The sequence below is a fragment of the Gilvimarinus gilvus genome (assembly GCF_030518155.1).
Classification (GTDB): domain Bacteria; phylum Pseudomonadota; class Gammaproteobacteria; order Pseudomonadales; family Cellvibrionaceae; genus Gilvimarinus; species Gilvimarinus gilvus.
Map to the genome: position 1 here is coordinate 1 of NZ_JAULRU010000705.1, position 16,597 is coordinate 16,597.

Here is a 16,597-nt window from a genome sequence, read left to right on the forward strand (position 1 = left end):
TGTTGAAAAACCCCTTACGTACTCAGACTCTCAGGCTGGTTCGTAATCTAGGCGCCACTTTGACGGTGTGTGCCCACCCATCGAAAAGTGGCAACGACGAGTACGGGCCAGCCTGGAAGTCCCGCAGGGCGAGGCCTGAAGCGCACATCTGCCGCACCTTGCCTCTAGCAAAGGGGACCACCCTGACCGTCGAGACAAGGCACGACATCTGCACGCTTCGGGCCTCGCAGAGCATGCAAGGGGTTTTTCAACAGCCTGCTAGCTTCGTGAGGCGCCAACAGTAACCGCTCTGGCTTTCGTTACGTTAATTTCACCTTTTGTATTTCTATTGCGAAGAGCACTATGAAAGTTCTGCGCGGTTACACTGGCGAACTATTTTTCTTTCCAGGGTTTGCCGTTACATGTTGCGTAGTTTTTGCAGCTTTTCATGCACCCCCGGCAGGGAAGTCGCGGTGAGCTTTGACCGGAGCCTGAGAAATTCTGGTCCAAAATTGAACGGTGTGAGTTTCGCTGGGTGGTTTCTTGGCTAAGTAAATCGTGCACAGTATTTTCCTCTTTCCAGTCAATACGCCACGCGCAGCGATTTAGATGACTCGGAATAGGAAAACTGGCTTTTTACACTGGGACACTCGTAGTACTGCGCAATAGACTTACGATCTCAATTTTCCAATCTGTTACAGTAGCCCCTTATTTATTGACCGAATGAGTAAGGACGTTTGAATGAGAGCAGTAATTTTTTTCACGCCATTACTACTGGCGCTTAGTGGTTGCGGCGGCAGTGGTGATAACGGCATGGATCACGACACTTCAGGTACAGCATACGCCTACCAGATAGTTGACTGCGGAATAGCTTCCAGCACCTCCATTTCTGAGCCTAGCCGCGAAGTTATTTCCGATGTTCACCGCTTTCGCGAAGTGTATGGCGTCACTGATCTCAACAATCAAGATGCTATACCGGATGTTAATTTCGACAATAAACAGGTCGTTGCCATACATTCTGGTACCAAGGGAAATCCAGCCCATGGGCTTCGCATTGATGGTGTAGTGACGAGTGCCAACAAATTAGTAGTTCAATATACAGCTATTCTTCCCGACCGCAGCGGTGATTGCAGTTATCCAACTGTCGCGGTTTATCCTTACTGTTTTATATCAATGGAAAAGTCTGAATTGTACGTGACTTACTCTGAAATTACCGAAGAGAATAGCTGTGGGAGTTAGCCTACCGGGCGAATATCAGATGAGCGAAGATGGCATACTTTAAAGCGGCATGAATAAAGGCTACAACATACCTAAATCCATAGCTTTGAGTACGGCGCGGGTTCGGTCTTTAACATCCAGTTTCGACAGTATGGATGACACCTGATTGCGCACTGTACCTTCTGAGCGAAACGTTGCACCGGCAATTTCATTGTTAGTATAACCCGCCGCCACCAACTGAAGTATTTGTTGTTCTTTTTCGGTAAGTGGGGCCCCCAATGGAGTGTGGCTTTTTTCGCTTGGAGTAACTTGGCTTTTAATCCTTTCGGTAACAATCGGCTGCATCCATTTTTTTCCAGCGGCAACGGTTTTAATCGCGCTTACCAAAGTATGCAGGCTTACATCTTTTTTTAGATACCCTTTCGCGCCAAACTTCAGGCACTCCAATACCAAATCGTGCTCGTCAAAGGTGGTTAATACCAGCGCATTACAATCTTCGCCTTGCTGCTGTATAGCTTCCAGAAATTCGAGGCCATTCATTACAGGCATACGAATATCAAGCAGTATCACGTCGGCGGTAGTACTTTGCAGTAGCTCCAACGCATGCTGACCATCCCAAGCTTCTCCGCAGACGTCAATGTCACTGTCCAAAGACAACAAACTTTTGATGCCTTCACGCACCAAGGTTTGGTCATCAATCACTAACACGTTAATACTCACACTCAAAGCTCCTGATTGGGAATGGATATGGCTATACAAAAGCCCTGCTCGCCAGAGATAACACTCATCGTTCCGTCTAATTTTTCAATCCTTTCTTGCATACCTGTAAGACCGTTGCCCCATATTGGCTTGTCTGCAACTGCGCCATTGTCTGCGTAAGAAAATCTATAGGCGTGGTGATCTTTGCTGATAGTCAATTGTATTCGACTGGCTCTTGAGTGCTTACGTGCATTGGTCAGTGATTCTTGCGCGCACCGAAATAACGTTTCGGCCAATGTGGCGCTGTGTAGATTCAAGTTGTCCTGAATGTCGAGCACGACCCGGCTTGTATCTGTCGGCTGGATTAAATTTTCAATAGCACGCTTAAGATCAATCTCAGTATTGGAGCGAATATCGCTAATAGTCGCCCGTATATCGCTCAACAGTAGGCGTGAAATATCTCGCGCTCTATGTACATGTTGCAACGCGCTGTCTGGCTCCGCATGAATAGCCACTTCAAGCTGCAAGCTTAAAGCGGTTAAATGGTGGCCGACCTGATCGTGTAAATCGCGGGAAATATGTAAACGCTCATCTTGCTTAGCCGCTTCACTTAACAGGTATTGCGTCGCTTGCAACTCTTGCAATAGTTTTTCCGATCGCTCTTTTTCTCGCCTCTCGGATAACACCGCAAATCCGATAACCAAAATGGCCAGGTTAAACAGTATGTATAAAAAAGCACCGTGTATTGAATATGGAATAGCATGCACAAAGTGACTGATTAGCCCACCCGACAACGTAGGGAAAACCGCCAGTGCTAGACAGGTCGGCAAGTTGAATATTTGCGTCGCCCGGTTGACCATTAAAATAGTCAAAATGCTGACAAAGCTCAACTCATACAGCAGTATCAATGCATAAGTTGCGGTAAAGGCCAGAGCAAAAAAATACTTGCGGTAGCGACTGAGGCCAGCAAGCTCATCCCAGAAAAACTCGAGCGCTAAATACCCCATCACGATTCCCAACAAGCCTGCAATTACGGATTTGGGAACGGCCAGGGTTGTTACCCACCCACTTGGGTCTTCAAAGGTAAGCGTTAAATACGCCACGAATAACCCGGTGCATATCGCCAGGATACGCTCTAGGGTTCTTAAGTCGTACAACGACGATATATTGGGAAAGTATTTCGGCATGGGGCAATTGTACTCGTAATGCCACCGAGCAGGTATGTGTCAGATGTCATTCAGAAAATTTAACTTTATATCATGACAATCGACACATGAGCGGCACGCCTCGTTCCTTTATGCTGGCTTTCATGGATTGCAATTAGGGTAAAATCATGTGGCGGTATATATTTGCAGGGTCCTTACTGGGCCTGGCTCTGACAACACACGCAGGCACACCGGACGGCTGGCAAGTCGAGGTTGGCGGCGGCGGCGCCTCCTTTCAAGCACCGTGGCAAGGTGTCGATTTGGAACACATGCCCTTACCCTATATCAGTGCTCGCTACGGACGCTGGGGTTTTGGGGTGGGCGAAGGCCTTGTGCAGTACTCATTACTGCAATCACCTGTCGATATCTCCGTTGGCTTGGGCTATCGGGACGAGACCTATCAAAGTAACTTTGCGCTTTCTGACTACGACTCCGATGACCCCGTCTTTAATGGATATGAAAGTGCAAAAGGTGAGGTTACGGCAAGGCTACAATTTGATTATGGTTACCTTCAATTGCGTCTGGTGCAAGACATACAAGGTCGCTCTGATGGCGCTACGGCATTGCTGAGAACTGACATTCCCCTCTACCGGCATACCAGCGGCTGGCAAGTATCAGGTCGGATTGGCGCCTATTGGTTGCAAGACAAGTACGCGACCCATGTATTTGGCGTAATGCCCGACAATGCCGACGAACGCGTCAGCCGTTTTGAGTACGCAGCTGACAGCGCCATTAACTACTTTACCGGCCTACAGGTATATGTCCCTGTACAACAGCGGCATTCGGTGCGCGGTTTTGCCCGCTATGAAATCCTCGATGACGAAATCACCAACAGCCCACTGGTAGGCCGCGACTATCGTGCACAAGTGGGCATCATGTATGTCGTTAACTTATAGGCGAGACCTGACCATGAGTAACCTAACATTGCTAACTCGCACCTCAGTCACAGCAGTCCTAACTCTGGTGGCGGCCTGTGGCGGCAACAGTGACCCTGTTACCAAAGAATTAAATCGCCACCTCTAAGCGGATATCCAAGAATTTGATGTGGACGCGTCAGAGCTTTACCCGAGCCAATCGCTCGAAATTGAATGGCGTACGCAAGGCGCCGTGCTGTTTGATGCTCGCGTTTACCTAAGTCCAGACCGCGCCCTATCGGATGATGACATTAAAATTGTAGATGAGGCCTGTGGCGTTGAGCACAACGATCACTGCGCCGCTGCACGCGATGTGACTTTTGACTGCGACTACTATTCCGATAACTACTTTAGTTGCTTCGAAGATGACGATCTTTTAGGGGAAGAAGACTTAACCCAGTACTTTACCGAACTTCCGTTCGATAACTATTTAATCTTCGAAGTGTGCAGTCCGGAGAACTGCGAAGTAAGAACACACGAATTGACCTTTTTGTAGTGAAACGGCCGCGTTTCTTTCGGCCGAGATCCTGTGTCGCGGCCTACTAGACAGACTATTGCATTGTGTCGGGTTTCATTAGCAAAGGAGAAGCATATCAGCATGCACTCTTTTCGTAGTAGCTAAGCGATAGAAGATTGAACTTTGCTATACAGAAATGGGTTTACTGGCTGAATGAGTTCTGCCAGTTCATTGGCGTAAGTTGTTGGTACACAGTTCATTACCGACTTGCGCTCTAGTATATTTTTCGACCAGGCTAATAAATCGCTTTGGGGTCCGATAAAATCATAATCGAGCGCGGATCCAAAGAAATATACATACCGAAAAACGGGCGCATAGCAGGCATCTACCACTCCAAACGTATCGCCAGAATAGTAGGGTGCTGTAAATCTCAATAGAGTTAGCTTTTGAATTGAATATCTGATGTTTTTTGTCTGATCCTCTATGGACTCTTCGTTTTTTGACAAGTAAATCAATCTTGCGAACTGATCAAGAATTTCGGATGAAAATCGACACCACGACAGACCACGCGCAATATTAAGCTTTTCACTGATCGACGGGGACTCTTTGTATATTGAATAGAGGTATTCGCAAATTACCTCTGAGTCAAAAATAGCATTATTGTCAACCATCAGAACCGGAACTTTTCCTCCCGGAGAGCACTGACTCAACCACGATGGCTTGTTTTCTAAACTTATATCCATCTTGGCATAATCTAACCCTAGCTCTTCTAACGCTATTACCACGCGCTGAACATACGGGCATATTCTATGTCCAATGACTTCGTACCTACCGTAAGCTGAAAGTCTTTTGCCGACGTCGCTCAAATAGTTTTTCATAGCTCTCTACTCAAAGACGTGTACATTTAGCTTGTTACCATCGAGGTCGCGAAAGTATGCCGAATAGAACCCATCCATTCTGTAGCCCGGCCGGCCTTCGCAAGTCGCCCCCATCGATATCGCTGTTTCATAGACAGACTTCACTAAAATCTTTGATTCCGCGGTTAATGCAACCATCACACCATTCCCCACGGTTGCAGTATTCTTATCATATGGAAGATGAATCGAGAACTTCGGTTCACTATCATCTTTACCCCATACAACAAAATCTTCAAATTCAAAAACCCGTTTGCCACCAAGCAAAGAAAAAAGAGTATCGTAAAAGTTAGCGGCTGACGCTAAATCGTTTGTTCCTAAAGATGTATAACCAATCATGCTGGCCCCTGTTTTGAAGTATGTTTTTAAACTCGACTGGTGCACAGCGTATTGGTTTGCCTCACACACAGCAATATGCAAAAATGATTCACACTATCTCATATTTGACATTGGCCGCTCTATGGATTGGAACTATACGAAGATATTTCTCGCTGTTTACAGAACCGGCTCAGCAACTAAAGCGGCATTAATGCTGGGAATGAGTGAGTCCACGCTGTTTCGGCACTTAAGCAACTATGAAAGAAAAACCGGCCAACTTTTCATACGACACAGCCGGTTGAGCTATACGCTTACCAAGCTTGGCGAATCAATTCTCAGTTCAGCGCTTGAGATTGAGTCGTTATACGCCAAAATGGAACGCGAAATAGATAAGCGCGATGATCTGGCTTCAGCCCAAGTTATCCTAACGGCTCCGACCAGTTACTCGTATTTTATAGTTCCTCTTCTTATCAACCAATTAGCGCAAGATCATCCAGAAATTCGCATTGACCTGAAAGTTAGCAACCACAATTTGTCCTTGAACGCTCATCAAGCCGACATTGCCTTGCGAGTGACCAATACGCCTCCCAACAATTACATAGGACGTAAGGTTACGAGTGTTGGTTGGAGCGTGTTCTGTAGCCAAAACTATGAATTCGAATCACGGCCACCCCGACAGCTGCATGAACTTGCCAACTACCGAATTATTGGTGGATCTGGAGAACTGGCAACAATACCTGCCTATGAATGGATTGAAAAAAACTGTGTCGAGAATTGTGTAACTACGAGTGATGACTTTTTTGCGTTGTCCCACTTGGTAAAATGCAATCAAGGCATTGCAATATTACCCGACGAATTCGAACTTCACCCACTATTAAAATTGTTTTCAGTAGAAGAGTTTTTGAAAAACAGTCTCTGGGTATTAAAACACCGAGATGTGCGTCAAGTTAAACGAGTGAGCTTAGTAGAAAAGTGCTTGATTAAGATCTTAGCGGATAAATTACGAATCGAGAAGCATCCCCGATAAACCTCACTAAACATAACTCAAGTAAACCCGCCTGGAATTAAATCGAGACAATTTAACTACTTTTGTACAATGGAAATTCCACCAGAATTTTTGCTCCAGACAGGCCATCACTTTTAGAGATCAATAATTTCGCATTGTGCCAATAGGCGATCCGAGAAACAATGGCCAGCCCCATACCGTGTCCACCTAATGGTTGCTCTGACGCATTGTGGTTATTGCCCCCTCGCCAAAATGGCTTTATGACCTGGTCTCTTTCAGACTGTTCAATTCCCGGGCCGTCGTCCTCAACACTTAACTCGATTCTTTGATCTGAGGAACCAACCGTACATACCCGCACTTTTACCAGCACTTCGGACTTCGCAAATCGCTGCGCATTTGAAAATAGGTTGTGTATCAAAATAGATAGGTATTGTTCGTTCGCCACAATATTGCTATCAAATCCCTCTACCTCAAACCTCCAATGGAGTTTATTCTCCAAATAGCTCTGCATGCATTGTTCAACTAACTCAACAAGGGAGATAGGCGTAAAATCCTGAATGATCGCGTTTTCTTCAAGTTGCGCGTAGTTCAATAGGGTACTGATCAGTGACTCCATTTCAACCATATCGCGCTCTACCCGTTTCCCATAGTCATGACGCTTTTCCGAGTCACCTGTTGCTGTTAACGCTTCTATACCGAAACGTAATCGAGCAAGGGGCGTTTTCAGATTGTGGGAAACCGCACGCCCCAAGAGCTTATTATCTTCAATCAATGACTCAATTTGCTGTGCCATACGATTGAATTCACGCTCAATGGTTTTTATATAAGACCAGCTGGGCACACCTATTCGAGCCTTTAGGTCACCTTTACCTATTCTTTTTAAGGTATCCTGCAATGCGATTAAGCGCAGAATCAACGGCCATACCCAAACCAGTACAATGATGACAATGCCCGCGTAGAAAATAAGTGTTAATACGATTTTTATATTCTGTTCTGGTTGCCGTGCCAAAGGTAGGGAAATCGCCAACACATGATGCGACTCATTCAGGTAAAAGTGGGCTTTAATTTCGGTATCCGTTTCCAGAATCAGCGCTTCACCGCGCTGAAAAGAATCTTTAATAGACTCAGGCACAGGGAAATCAGATTTGGGTATCAATTCCAGTGGATACATCGATGTCGAGTTCCAGATCGATAGGATATTTGGTTTATTGTCGGATAGTTGATAAAGAGTAGCTATTTTCCGAGCAAGTTTTACCGTATCATCGCCCGCATTGGATTCCTCAGCTGTTGACACATACACTTGATTCAATAACCATCCAAGCCCGATGATAGACAGTAATACAACCAGAATTAGTGAAACGCTAAGTTTACGCATTGATTTTTAGTTCAATCCCAGGCATCTGCAGCAAAAAGATAGCCTTTACCACGTATTGTTTTTATTTTTCTTGGCTCGGACGAATCATCTTGTAATTTTTTTCGTATGCGACTTATTCGAACATCAATTGATCGATCAAAACCATCGTACTCGATTCCACGTAATTGATTAAGTAATCCTTCACGACTGATCACATTTCCGGCTTCCAATGCTAAAAGCCAAAGCACTTCAAACTCATTAGAGCTAAGCGCAATAGTTTTTCCATCTATAAAAACGTTTTTAGATCGCGCATCAAGCTTAAGTGTACCAAACGTCAAAATATGACCGGATGCAGTGCTATCGTCCAAACGACGCAGCAGTGCTTTTATGCGGGCGAGAAGAATTCTAGGCTTGACTGGCTTATTAATATAATCGTCCGCACCTAATTCCAATCCAAGAACTTCATCAGCTTCTTCACTGCTCGCTGTCATCATCAGTATTGGGTTTTTGTAAACGGGTCTGATTTCTTTACAGACTTGGAAGCCATTTTGAATAGGTAGCATTAAATCAAGCAGTAGTAGATCAGGTTTATCACTCTGAACAAGCTCAATCGCTGTATCCCCACGGTTAGCCTGGGACACTTCAAAGCCATTTTGAGTCAAGTAATCACATATCCAATCTGCCAATGATGTGTCGTCTTCCACAACCAGAATATGTTGCAATTGTTTTTCTTTACTCAAAACAGCCTCCAACCAGAGGACGCTTTTTGACGATTTTTATACACCCAAGCCACATCAACTTTGGTTTTAGCTTGCGTGCTGGCCAAAGTTTCATTACGAATATAGAAGGTTATTGATTCGGCCGACTGAAACTCGTAATGGAAACTGCTTAGCGCTTTGCCCTGCCAACAAACGAGTGGTTCAGTCGAAGTCGAACTGTATAAACAGTATAGGCCCCCCGATACCAAGCGCCATGAAAACTCTACCGTTTGATAGCACTTCTGCCCCTTATGTAATGCGATACAACGACTGGGCTTGACCGAAAAATTCATGTTATCCATTGCATGCTCTAGTTCATTTTCGGCCATAGCAAGTGATCCTATGAGACTTAGTAATATGACTAAGGCAAACTTATCCTTGTTAAGTTTCACCATCGTATCTCACTAGAACACTCTGTTGACACTGATACTGGAATAAGAGGTGTCTTCGTCTTCGACAAGAGAGCTCTTACTCGCACTGGCCGGTGTATTGCTGTATCCGATGTACCCCCGTAATACCCAATTCTCGTTGATTGGTCGTATAAATCCGAGTTGGCTACTAAAATTGAACGTACTTTCAGCGTTATATGAGGGGTAGCGTGCGGTAGCCTCATCTGAATCAATGCCGTACCACATTTGGTTAGTTTTTGCAGAGCGGTATTCACCGCCAAAAATACCAAAAATATACCAGTTTCTATACTGCCATCCCCGGCCTATTCGCAATGAGCCACCGGTGCCACTTTGATAAACAAAGTCATTCAAAATACGGGCCTGCACTACATACTTACCCCAATAGTGAGTAACACGTAGACCCGTTCCTACGTAAATCCGATTGCGCTCATAAATTTTTCGATTACGCTCAGACTCCGTATCATTATCATCAATTTTGTAATCTTTTCCTATTTCATAACTACCATTAAGGCTTCCCGCTAGAAAGTCGACTTGCCACGTTGGCGTAGTCAAAAATGTATAGCCTAGATTCAAGCCATCCATCGTGCCCTGTGTGACCTCTATCAGAAAGTTGTTCTTCTTTAGTTGGCCATATACATCAAAATCCAGATTGAGATCATGATCGTCGTACTCTTCACCCGCCGCAATATCCCAGGGGTTGTTCGCCACAACCAGTGAAACGCCTAATTCAATATAACTCTCTTCGTAGCTGGACGACTTTCCATCGCCACCCGCCCTGACATCGCTGACGATATCAGCTGCCACTATCGATTTACTGACCAGCATAGCGGTTAGCATAAAGAGGTATAACTTGATTTTCATAGTAGAGTGTCGTGTACGGAACAAGCGGCATTATAACCATTGCCGAGGATTAAGAAGGGAAGTCTACCCTTAAAGTTAAATGGTTGTGTAACAGAGTGTAACGAGTCAGCAACATATCGATACAGAAAAGATGCTTGCGACCTTGGATAATAGCGTTTTTCAACGAATTATCCGACAAAACACCGGTAAGGATTCCAACAAAATGCCTCGTTTAGCTGCCAGAACTAAATTCTCGATTTTCGCGACATTACCGCTCGCTTTCTGCTCTACGGTAAATGCAGAGTCCTCTGACAAAAATATGGAAGAAATGTTGGTCGTGAGCACAAGCCGGGAGGGCGACTACACCATCATTACTCAAAACACAGAAAAACTGATTGATACGGCCGGCGCCATGGGTGATCCGTTATCGGCCATCTATGCCTTGCCAGGTGTTGTTTATTCTCAGGGGCAGGAACCTGCCGTTAGGGGCTCCAGTCCGAGTGACAACCAATTTACCGTCGACTTTATGCCAGCCAGCTACATTTTTCATGAATTTGGCGTTTCCATATTCAGCGAATTTATTTTACATGACTTTCAAATGTATTCAGCAGGGTTCGGGCCAGAATACAGCAACGCGACAGGTGCCGTATTTGACATTACTTTGCGTGAACCTAAAAATCAGCCACTAAGCGCTACCATAGACTTTTCGATGCTTCGCTCCGGCGTGTTTATAGAGGGGGGCATTACTGATAATTCTGCTTTTTACCTTTCCTATCGAAAAAGTCTCCTCGATCTATTTCTCAAGGAAGACGATTTAAGCGACGAAGATGACGGCATTGTTTTTACCGATGTACCGCGCGATACCGATTATCAATTTAAGTACCAATGGAATATCAACAACCATAACAGCTTAATTGTCTCAGCAAATGGGGCAGGAGACGATGCCGAAGCAAAGCTCACGGAAAAGATGTACTTAGTCGCCACTAACCCCGATTTCTATGGCAACGCCAAACTCGATGAGAGTTATTCCGGCCAAAACGTTATCTGGACTCATCGCGGAGACTCAGGCCTGGAGTTCACCTTAGGTTATGGCCTGCTAGACGACGAAAGTGGTACTTATTGGGGTAATCAGTATAGTGAGTTGTACCAAGCCGAACAGGCCACAACTAAAGCGCGCTTGTACGTACCATTGTCGGACTCTTTCGCCTTAGAGTTTGGCAGCCAACTGGCAGATATCGATTTTTCTTACACTCTCGATTCCATACTGTTTGTCTGCACCGAGTTTGATCCAAGCTGCGATGAAACCCGCTCAGAACCACTTAACTTTAGTACAAATAACCAACGCAAAGAGACCAGTCATTATCTCAATTCTAGCTGGAGCCCTGGAGCAAATTTGCGGTTAGATATTGGCGCTCAATACCAATACAACGACTATACAGATGAAGACTTTTTGTTACCCCGTGTTGCTGTGACATGGGATGTTACTGAGTCCACAACTCTGAGTGCAAAAGCCGGGCAGTACAACCGTTTTCCGGATATCGATACTGTTCTGCCCGAAACAGGTAACCCTGATCTTAAATCCCCCACGGCCGATCACTATACCTTGGGTATCGAGCAACATTTCGACGATGGCTGGAGCTATTCTCTCGAGGGCTACTACAAAACCTTGCACGAACTTCCCAAAGGTCACACGGACGACTCACCTTATGCTGCGCTGCGCTACACCAATGACATTGAAGGGGAAGCCTATGGCGTCGACTTCATGATTAACAAAGATCTAACGGACAAGTGGTGGGGTTGGTTTTCGTTAAGTTACGGAAAAAGCGAACGAACAGATCTTATCGAAAATGAAACTCGTGAGTACTATTTGGACACTCCAATTATCGCAAACTGGGTGCTTAATTATCAGTTCAGACACAACATGAACATAGGTTGGCGTTGGTCGGCTCGCAGCGGACAAGCATACACACCCATTGTTGGCGTGCAAGATAACCCTTGGTTTGAAGGTCATGTGCTACCCGTCTACGGCGATGCGTTTTCAGAGCGATTACCTCATTATAACCGATTAGATGTTCGCTTTTCCTGGCAGACTACTGCATTCGGAAAAGACGCTGAGCTTATGATCGACATTATTAATCTGCTTGACTACAACAATATTTCTGAACGCAACCTTGACTATAAAAAAGTGACATCAACGAATGACGAGGTGGCGACGGTAGATGAAGCAGAAATCGGCTTAATGCCAGCGGTAACGTTTCGAGTTTCTTTTTGATTGTACTTTGCCGTTTCAGCGGTGTTGTGTAAGGTTAATGTTTATTGGGAATAACACTAATGGCCACATTAGTGGCCTTTATTGTTTAGCTCATGAATCAACCAGCCCGTTGGGCTTGATTGCAACAATTACTTAACCGCCGCATCCCATACCTGGCCAGAAGCCGTTCCGTCGTTAGCAGGGTTAAACACTTCCACCGCCATCACCTGATAAGTTGGGTCATCGCTGGCATCGAAGTTATTCATGTCGGGAATTATCCAGCCGGTATCGGCCCAGGCTTTTACATGGTCGGCAAAAACTATTTTGTAATCTTTACCCAGTTCACGCTGCTCGGTAGGTATGCTCCAGTACTGATAGAAGGTCGAAGTACTATTGATGGATGGTTTTTGCTCGCGCACGGTGCGGTAAGTGGAATACTCTACACCATCGCTAATAAAGGTCTTGCCGTAAATACCATCTTTACTGGGATTATAAGTAAAACGCTGGAGAATGTAGTACTCCACCAGATGTGCAGGATTCGTTTTCGGCATGGTTTTGTCATAGCCCCAACCATACAGAGTGATAAAATTAGCGCCACTGTCTTCATCAAACCGATAACCAATCTCTCTATTTTCATCACCGTAGTGCCAGCCCGGGCCGCCCACGTAGTTATAACCACCGCCCTGCCAGTCAACCCTGAAAGAACCTTTCTTATCAAGGCTTAGTGAGGCCGCACCGCCATCTTTCCAGTGAGTGAAAAAAAACTCACCGACATGGCCGGTAGCGTGGTTTTGGGTAAGATGTACTTTGCTAGGGTAACGCTCGGTGTAGGCGTTGAACTTATCAATGCCACGAACGGCCGGTACCGCCGCTTCGCTCGCCAAATCTTGCGAAAGGTTCTGCTCCGTTGCGCAGCCAGAAACGCCGGCCAGAGCCGCCATAAAAAGCGCCGCTTTCAAGGGTAGGTAGTAATTCACGATGTCTCTCCTCTTATGTTGTAACCCTCCCCCAATCTACAGCCAATAGCATGCCGAGGTAGGTTATAGTGTTGCTGACTATAACAAAGAAGGGATTAGAGAGCCAGAACGTTAGGCGTTAAGCTTTTTTCACGTATTTTGCTGTGATCATGATTTCACCGGCACCATCGACTTTGCAGTCCAGTTGGTGGTCTTTCGCTTCGACGATGCGCCTTACCCGCGCTTTGGTGCCAATCTTTATCGGCTGCGAGCTGCCTTTGACTTTTAAGTCTTTAATGCAGGTCACCGTATCGCCCTCAGCCAAGGTATTGCCATTGGCGTCTTGCACGGTAAATGCCTGCTCGTCAGGCTCGTCGGGATTCCACTCGTTGCCACACTCGGGGCAAACCAACAAAGCTTGATCCTGATAGGTAAACTCAGACTGACATTTGGGGCAGGGTGGATGTGGCATATTGATCGCGCAGGTGTATGGATTTGCCGCAATGGTAGCGAGAGCGGTCTGATTTGGCGAGTGCTTTGCCGGTACTTTACAACCCGGGCATACCCATCAATAAAGCTGTCTGTACAATACAAGCACCGTGCTTTAATGGTCGGTGCTTGTGGTCATGTATCTATACTACGCCGTTAGTTGGCTTTTACCTTTGTAGCGAAGTCACTGACGCCTTTATCGGTACGCTCAATAGGCTGGATGGTGCCGTCATCGTTAAAGTACAGGTATTCGGCCGCACTATGACGCTGACGACCGCAGGCGGAATCTATGTCCAACCAGCGGTGGTAGAACAGCAGCCACTGGCCCTGGTACTCAACAATCGAATGGTGGTTATTGCTGTTGTTTTCCTGCCCCATAATCTCGCCTTTGTACTGCCACGGGCCCATCGGCGATTTGGCCATATAGTAGGTCAACACCCGGTTGTTTTCCGGCATGGTGAAGTAATAGTACTCGCCGCGCTTAAAGACCCAGGGCCCTTCCATTTTTGGCTCGTAACCTCCCATATCCATCTTAACCAGCTTGCCTTCGGTGCTGCGCATATCATCGGCCATTTTAATCACGTGATAGTCACGATCTTTAGCATGTACGTAGAGATACGCCTGGCCGTCATCGTCAACAAACATACTGGGGTCGTTGGCATAGGGTGTTCTCCACAGCGGAGCACCTATCATGTCTTTAAATGGCCCTGTCGGCGAGTCACTTTCGGCAATGCCTATGCCCATCCATTTGGTGCTGTTCTTTGGGTTCACTCGATCCTTATGACCGGTGCCGGCAGGAAACACCAAATAGTATTTACCGTTTTTATAGGCTGCATCGGGCGCCCAGGCGTAGTTATCCGCCCAAGTGAGGTCATCCACCGACAGCAAAGGCCCGTGGGTTTGCCAATTTTTCAAATCTGTGGATGAAAACGCATACCAATCTTTCATCCAAAAATCTTCCTGGCACTCTTCATCGTGCGAGGTGTACACGTATATTTTTCCATCACTCCAAACATGGGCCGATGGGTCAGCGGTACGCAACCCATCGCCAAAGCTAAGCGGATTACCGGTTGCGCTGGAGCCGCCGTCAGTTGGGTTTGATGCGGACTGGGTACAGCCTGTGATGGCTGCGGCCACTAAGGACAATGCCAGGGCAGTGGGAAGATTTTTTATCATAGGGCTTTCCTTTGATTCTATTGCATACGCTCGAGCTCAAAGTCACAGCTCAGGCTTGATCAGCGAACATGACCGTCCACCCAAAATATCAGCCGTAAAATCGGAGCGGCCTTAACGTACCACAAATATTTGCTTTTATCCGTTAGCAACTTTTATTGCCCGCCACCTGTATAGTGTGTAAGCGCGCTTCGCCAGGAACCGGTCAATTTTACCCAGGCAGCCACCAAGCCAGTGTTAACAATGCAACACCTGTAGCCGCTAAAGGCGCACTCAGTTTCAGGCCCTTACCGAAATCGTAATCTAGCGTCTTCAGGCACTCGTCCATAGAACCTGCGAAAACTTTCATACCGCCCCGGCGATTACCTTCTAAGCTTTTGCGCGGGCCACAATAGGTGGCGAGTAGCGTAACCGGTGTATTCAGTGGCAAAACATCGAGAATAACGCTAATTTGATTGGCACTGGTTTGGGTGGGTGCAACATAGAAAGACTTTGAAATCGGAGCTCGCGTCACCCCATTTACCTCTGTGAGTTGGCCGCGTGCGTCTTCCTCGGGTGTTGGCTCCATAGATTCTGCAGCGGCATTAATTTGCTCAAGTCCGATATCACCCCAATCACCGCCCTGTGATATCGTGCGAAGATCATCGTCCGCATAGGGCATGGCGTGTAACGGGAATTGCCGACTACCGCAGTCGAGCCGCGCCGGCACCATCGCAAAACCGAGCATACACAACTGCTGAACATAACCGGTGGAATTCGAGGAGCGGCTGCGACGCTGACCACTGGCCTGGTAGGCATAGGCCGCGCACTCTTGGCCACTAAACGGCGCCTGCAAGGGCTCTTGATCGGTGCGCACACACCCAGATAAAGCAACATGCTGCCCATCGCTAAAAGATTCATCGCCACTTGCCCGATACGCCCGCAAATTGCGCCTGTCCAACCAGGTGACGCCTGTCGCCCAAAAAACTACCGCACTGGCTACACACAGTAAAATGCCGACAACCAAGTGTACCCAGCCCCAGCTACCAAATCGCGCAATCGTGGCATCGCTACACACTTGTATTACCTGTAAAGCGATAACAATAATGACGAATGCAAATACAACCTTGAAGATAAACCACTGTCTACCACGCATGATGATCTTTCTCCTTTAAGCCTGTGCCGTTATGGGAAAATCATACTACTGTTGTTCTGCTCGGTAATTATAGGTTGATTATCAGAGCTTTTAGGACGCGTTCCACTCATACACGGTCACAGTCGATGAGCCTGTGGTATGCACCGGGTCACTATAAGCTATGGCTTTAGCTGCCTCGTGGCTATCCGCTGATATTAAATAGGCGCCACCGGTTTTATCCGTGAAGGGGCCCGCCAACTCCAGTACTCCCTGTTGTTCAAGATCCGCAAGAAACTGCTTGTGTGCAGGCACAACGGACGCCTGAAAACATGGCGTTCGAATTGTCATAACGAGGTACTTCATCAAGCGTTTCACTCCATACTGGGATGCTAGCGGGATTAATCCTTGGTTGTAGGACGTATTTTTAGAACATCGTTTTTGCGAGTCCTGCGTTTAGAAGATTTTACAGTAAAGCCCTTTGCGATCTCTGTGTTGGCTCACTTCATCGTGCGGCCTGCACGCTTTCAGTTCGCCGCCTTGCG

18 protein-coding genes are annotated in these 16,597 nt (G+C 46.6%); 5 read left to right on the forward strand and 13 right to left on the reverse strand.

The features are described from left to right. Positions 1-720: 720 nt before the first annotated feature. Positions 721-1,218, forward strand: coding sequence for a hypothetical protein (locus QWI17_RS17435; protein WP_302723801.1), 498 nt, complete (start codon positions 721-723; stop codon positions 1,216-1,218). Between the two features lie 60 nt (positions 1,219-1,278). On the opposite strand, the gene QWI17_RS17440 is transcribed toward QWI17_RS17435, so the two are convergent. Further along, positions 1,279-1,917: a response regulator gene (locus QWI17_RS17440; RefSeq protein WP_302723802.1), complete on the reverse strand. Its 639-nt coding sequence runs from the start codon at positions 1,915-1,917 to the stop codon at positions 1,279-1,281. A gap of 2 nt (positions 1,918-1,919) precedes the next feature. Continuing rightward, entirely contained in the window at positions 1,920-3,083 is a 1,164-nt protein-coding gene (locus tag QWI17_RS17445) for a sensor histidine kinase (RefSeq protein ID WP_302723803.1), read from the reverse strand. A gap of 146 nt (positions 3,084-3,229) precedes the next feature. Here QWI17_RS17445 and QWI17_RS17450 point away from each other — a divergent pair, with 146 nt between their 5' ends. Next, positions 3,230-3,997 (forward strand): MipA/OmpV family protein, encoded by a 768-nt coding sequence (locus tag QWI17_RS17450; RefSeq protein ID WP_302723804.1) that lies wholly within the window; start codon positions 3,230-3,232, stop codon positions 3,995-3,997. A 148-nt stretch (positions 3,998-4,145) separates the two neighbouring features. Then, positions 4,146-4,511, forward strand: a complete 366-nt coding sequence (locus QWI17_RS17455; RefSeq protein ID WP_302723805.1) for a hypothetical protein — start codon at positions 4,146-4,148, stop codon at positions 4,509-4,511. 122 nt (positions 4,512-4,633) lie between these two features. Here QWI17_RS17455 and QWI17_RS17460 read toward each other — a convergent pair whose 3' ends face one another. Beyond that, entirely contained in the window at positions 4,634-5,350 is a 717-nt protein-coding gene (locus QWI17_RS17460) for a glutathione S-transferase family protein (RefSeq protein WP_302723806.1), read from the reverse strand. A 6-nt stretch (positions 5,351-5,356) separates the two neighbouring features. Next, entirely contained in the window at positions 5,357-5,725 is a 369-nt protein-coding gene (locus QWI17_RS17465) for a VOC family protein (protein ID WP_302723807.1), read from the reverse strand. A 121-nt stretch (positions 5,726-5,846) separates the two neighbouring features. On the opposite strand from QWI17_RS17465, the gene QWI17_RS17470 reads away from it, so the two are divergent. Next, on the forward strand, positions 5,847-6,731 hold the full coding sequence (locus QWI17_RS17470) for a LysR family transcriptional regulator (protein WP_302723808.1): 885 nt from the start codon (positions 5,847-5,849) through the stop codon (positions 6,729-6,731). Positions 6,732-6,783: 52 nt separating this feature from the next. Here the strand turns inward: QWI17_RS17470 and QWI17_RS17475 are convergent, their stop codons facing one another. From QWI17_RS17475 to QWI17_RS17490, 4 genes are all read right to left on the reverse strand, one after another. Then, positions 6,784-8,085 carry an ATP-binding protein gene (locus tag QWI17_RS17475; protein WP_302723809.1) on the reverse strand — a complete coding sequence of 434 codons (1,302 nt, stop codon included), beginning with the start codon at positions 8,083-8,085 and terminating at the stop codon, positions 6,784-6,786. Positions 8,086-8,096: 11 nt separating this feature from the next. Beyond that, on the reverse strand, positions 8,097-8,804 hold the full coding sequence (locus QWI17_RS17480) for a response regulator (protein WP_302723810.1): 708 nt from the start codon (positions 8,802-8,804) through the stop codon (positions 8,097-8,099). Further along, positions 8,801-9,151 (reverse strand): DUF3019 domain-containing protein, encoded by a 351-nt coding sequence (locus QWI17_RS17485; protein ID WP_302723811.1) that lies wholly within the window; start codon positions 9,149-9,151, stop codon positions 8,801-8,803. Before QWI17_RS17485 ends, QWI17_RS17480 begins: the two co-directional genes overlap by 4 nt. Before the next feature lie 75 nt (positions 9,152-9,226). Then, positions 9,227-10,093 (reverse strand): MipA/OmpV family protein, encoded by an 867-nt coding sequence (locus tag QWI17_RS17490; RefSeq protein WP_302723812.1) that lies wholly within the window; start codon positions 10,091-10,093, stop codon positions 9,227-9,229. Between the two features lie 202 nt (positions 10,094-10,295). On the opposite strand from QWI17_RS17490, the gene QWI17_RS17495 reads away from it, so the two are divergent. Then, the gene (locus tag QWI17_RS17495; protein ID WP_302723813.1) at positions 10,296-12,344 is read left to right on the forward strand and encodes a TonB-dependent receptor plug domain-containing protein; all 2,049 of its coding nucleotides are present in this window, start codon (positions 10,296-10,298) and stop codon (positions 12,342-12,344) included. Positions 12,345-12,472: 128 nt separating this feature from the next. Here the strand turns inward: QWI17_RS17495 and QWI17_RS17500 are convergent, their stop codons facing one another. From QWI17_RS17500 to QWI17_RS17520, 5 genes are all read right to left on the reverse strand, one after another. Next, positions 12,473-13,300, reverse strand: a complete 828-nt coding sequence (locus QWI17_RS17500) for a glycoside hydrolase family 11 protein (RefSeq protein ID WP_302723814.1) — start codon at positions 13,298-13,300, stop codon at positions 12,473-12,475. Positions 13,301-13,418: 118 nt separating this feature from the next. Then, positions 13,419-13,751, reverse strand: a complete 333-nt coding sequence (locus QWI17_RS17505) for a zinc ribbon domain-containing protein YjdM (RefSeq protein ID WP_302723815.1) — start codon at positions 13,749-13,751, stop codon at positions 13,419-13,421. Between the two features lie 173 nt (positions 13,752-13,924). Continuing rightward, positions 13,925-14,944, reverse strand: coding sequence for a family 43 glycosylhydrolase (locus QWI17_RS17510; protein WP_302723816.1), 1,020 nt, complete (start codon positions 14,942-14,944; stop codon positions 13,925-13,927). A gap of 208 nt (positions 14,945-15,152) precedes the next feature. Further along, the gene (locus tag QWI17_RS17515) at positions 15,153-16,076 is read right to left on the reverse strand and encodes a hypothetical protein (RefSeq protein WP_302723817.1); all 924 of its coding nucleotides are present in this window, start codon (positions 16,074-16,076) and stop codon (positions 15,153-15,155) included. Positions 16,077-16,166: 90 nt separating this feature from the next. Further along, a complete protein-coding gene (locus QWI17_RS17520) occupies positions 16,167-16,418 on the reverse strand; it encodes a YciI family protein (RefSeq protein ID WP_302723818.1) in 252 nt (83 codons plus the stop codon). Positions 16,419-16,597 lie beyond the last annotated feature (179 nt).

What these genes read in the sequence shown, in the direction of transcription:
- QWI17_RS17435 (WP_302723801.1), top strand. Translation starts at nt 721, where the DNA reads ATGAGAGCAGTAATTTTTTTCACGCCATTACTACTGGCGCTTAGTGGT.
- QWI17_RS17445 (WP_302723803.1), bottom strand. Translation starts at nt 3,083, where the DNA reads ATGCCGAAATACTTTCCCAATATATCGTCGTTGTACGACTTAAGAACC.
- QWI17_RS17450 (WP_302723804.1), top strand. Translation starts at nt 3,230, where the DNA reads ATGTGGCGGTATATATTTGCAGGGTCCTTACTGGGCCTGGCTCTGACA.
- QWI17_RS17460 (WP_302723806.1), bottom strand. Translation starts at nt 5,350, where the DNA reads ATGAAAAACTATTTGAGCGACGTCGGCAAAAGACTTTCAGCTTACGGT.
- QWI17_RS17465 (WP_302723807.1), bottom strand. Translation starts at nt 5,725, where the DNA reads ATGATTGGTTATACATCTTTAGGAACAAACGATTTAGCGTCAGCCGCT.
- QWI17_RS17470 (WP_302723808.1), top strand. Translation starts at nt 5,847, where the DNA reads ATGGATTGGAACTATACGAAGATATTTCTCGCTGTTTACAGAACCGGC.
- QWI17_RS17475 (WP_302723809.1), bottom strand. Translation starts at nt 8,085, where the DNA reads ATGCGTAAACTTAGCGTTTCACTAATTCTGGTTGTATTACTGTCTATC.
- QWI17_RS17485 (WP_302723811.1), bottom strand. Translation starts at nt 9,151, where the DNA reads ATGGCCGAAAATGAACTAGAGCATGCAATGGATAACATGAATTTTTCG.
- QWI17_RS17490 (WP_302723812.1), bottom strand. Translation starts at nt 10,093, where the DNA reads ATGAAAATCAAGTTATACCTCTTTATGCTAACCGCTATGCTGGTCAGT.
- QWI17_RS17495 (WP_302723813.1), top strand. Translation starts at nt 10,296, where the DNA reads ATGCCTCGTTTAGCTGCCAGAACTAAATTCTCGATTTTCGCGACATTA.
- QWI17_RS17505 (WP_302723815.1), bottom strand. Translation starts at nt 13,751, where the DNA reads ATGCCACATCCACCCTGCCCCAAATGTCAGTCTGAGTTTACCTATCAG.
- QWI17_RS17510 (WP_302723816.1), bottom strand. Translation starts at nt 14,944, where the DNA reads ATGATAAAAAATCTTCCCACTGCCCTGGCATTGTCCTTAGTGGCCGCA.
- QWI17_RS17515 (WP_302723817.1), bottom strand. Translation starts at nt 16,076, where the DNA reads ATGCGTGGTAGACAGTGGTTTATCTTCAAGGTTGTATTTGCATTCGTC.
- QWI17_RS17520 (WP_302723818.1), bottom strand. Translation starts at nt 16,418, where the DNA reads ATGAAGTACCTCGTTATGACAATTCGAACGCCATGTTTTCAGGCGTCC.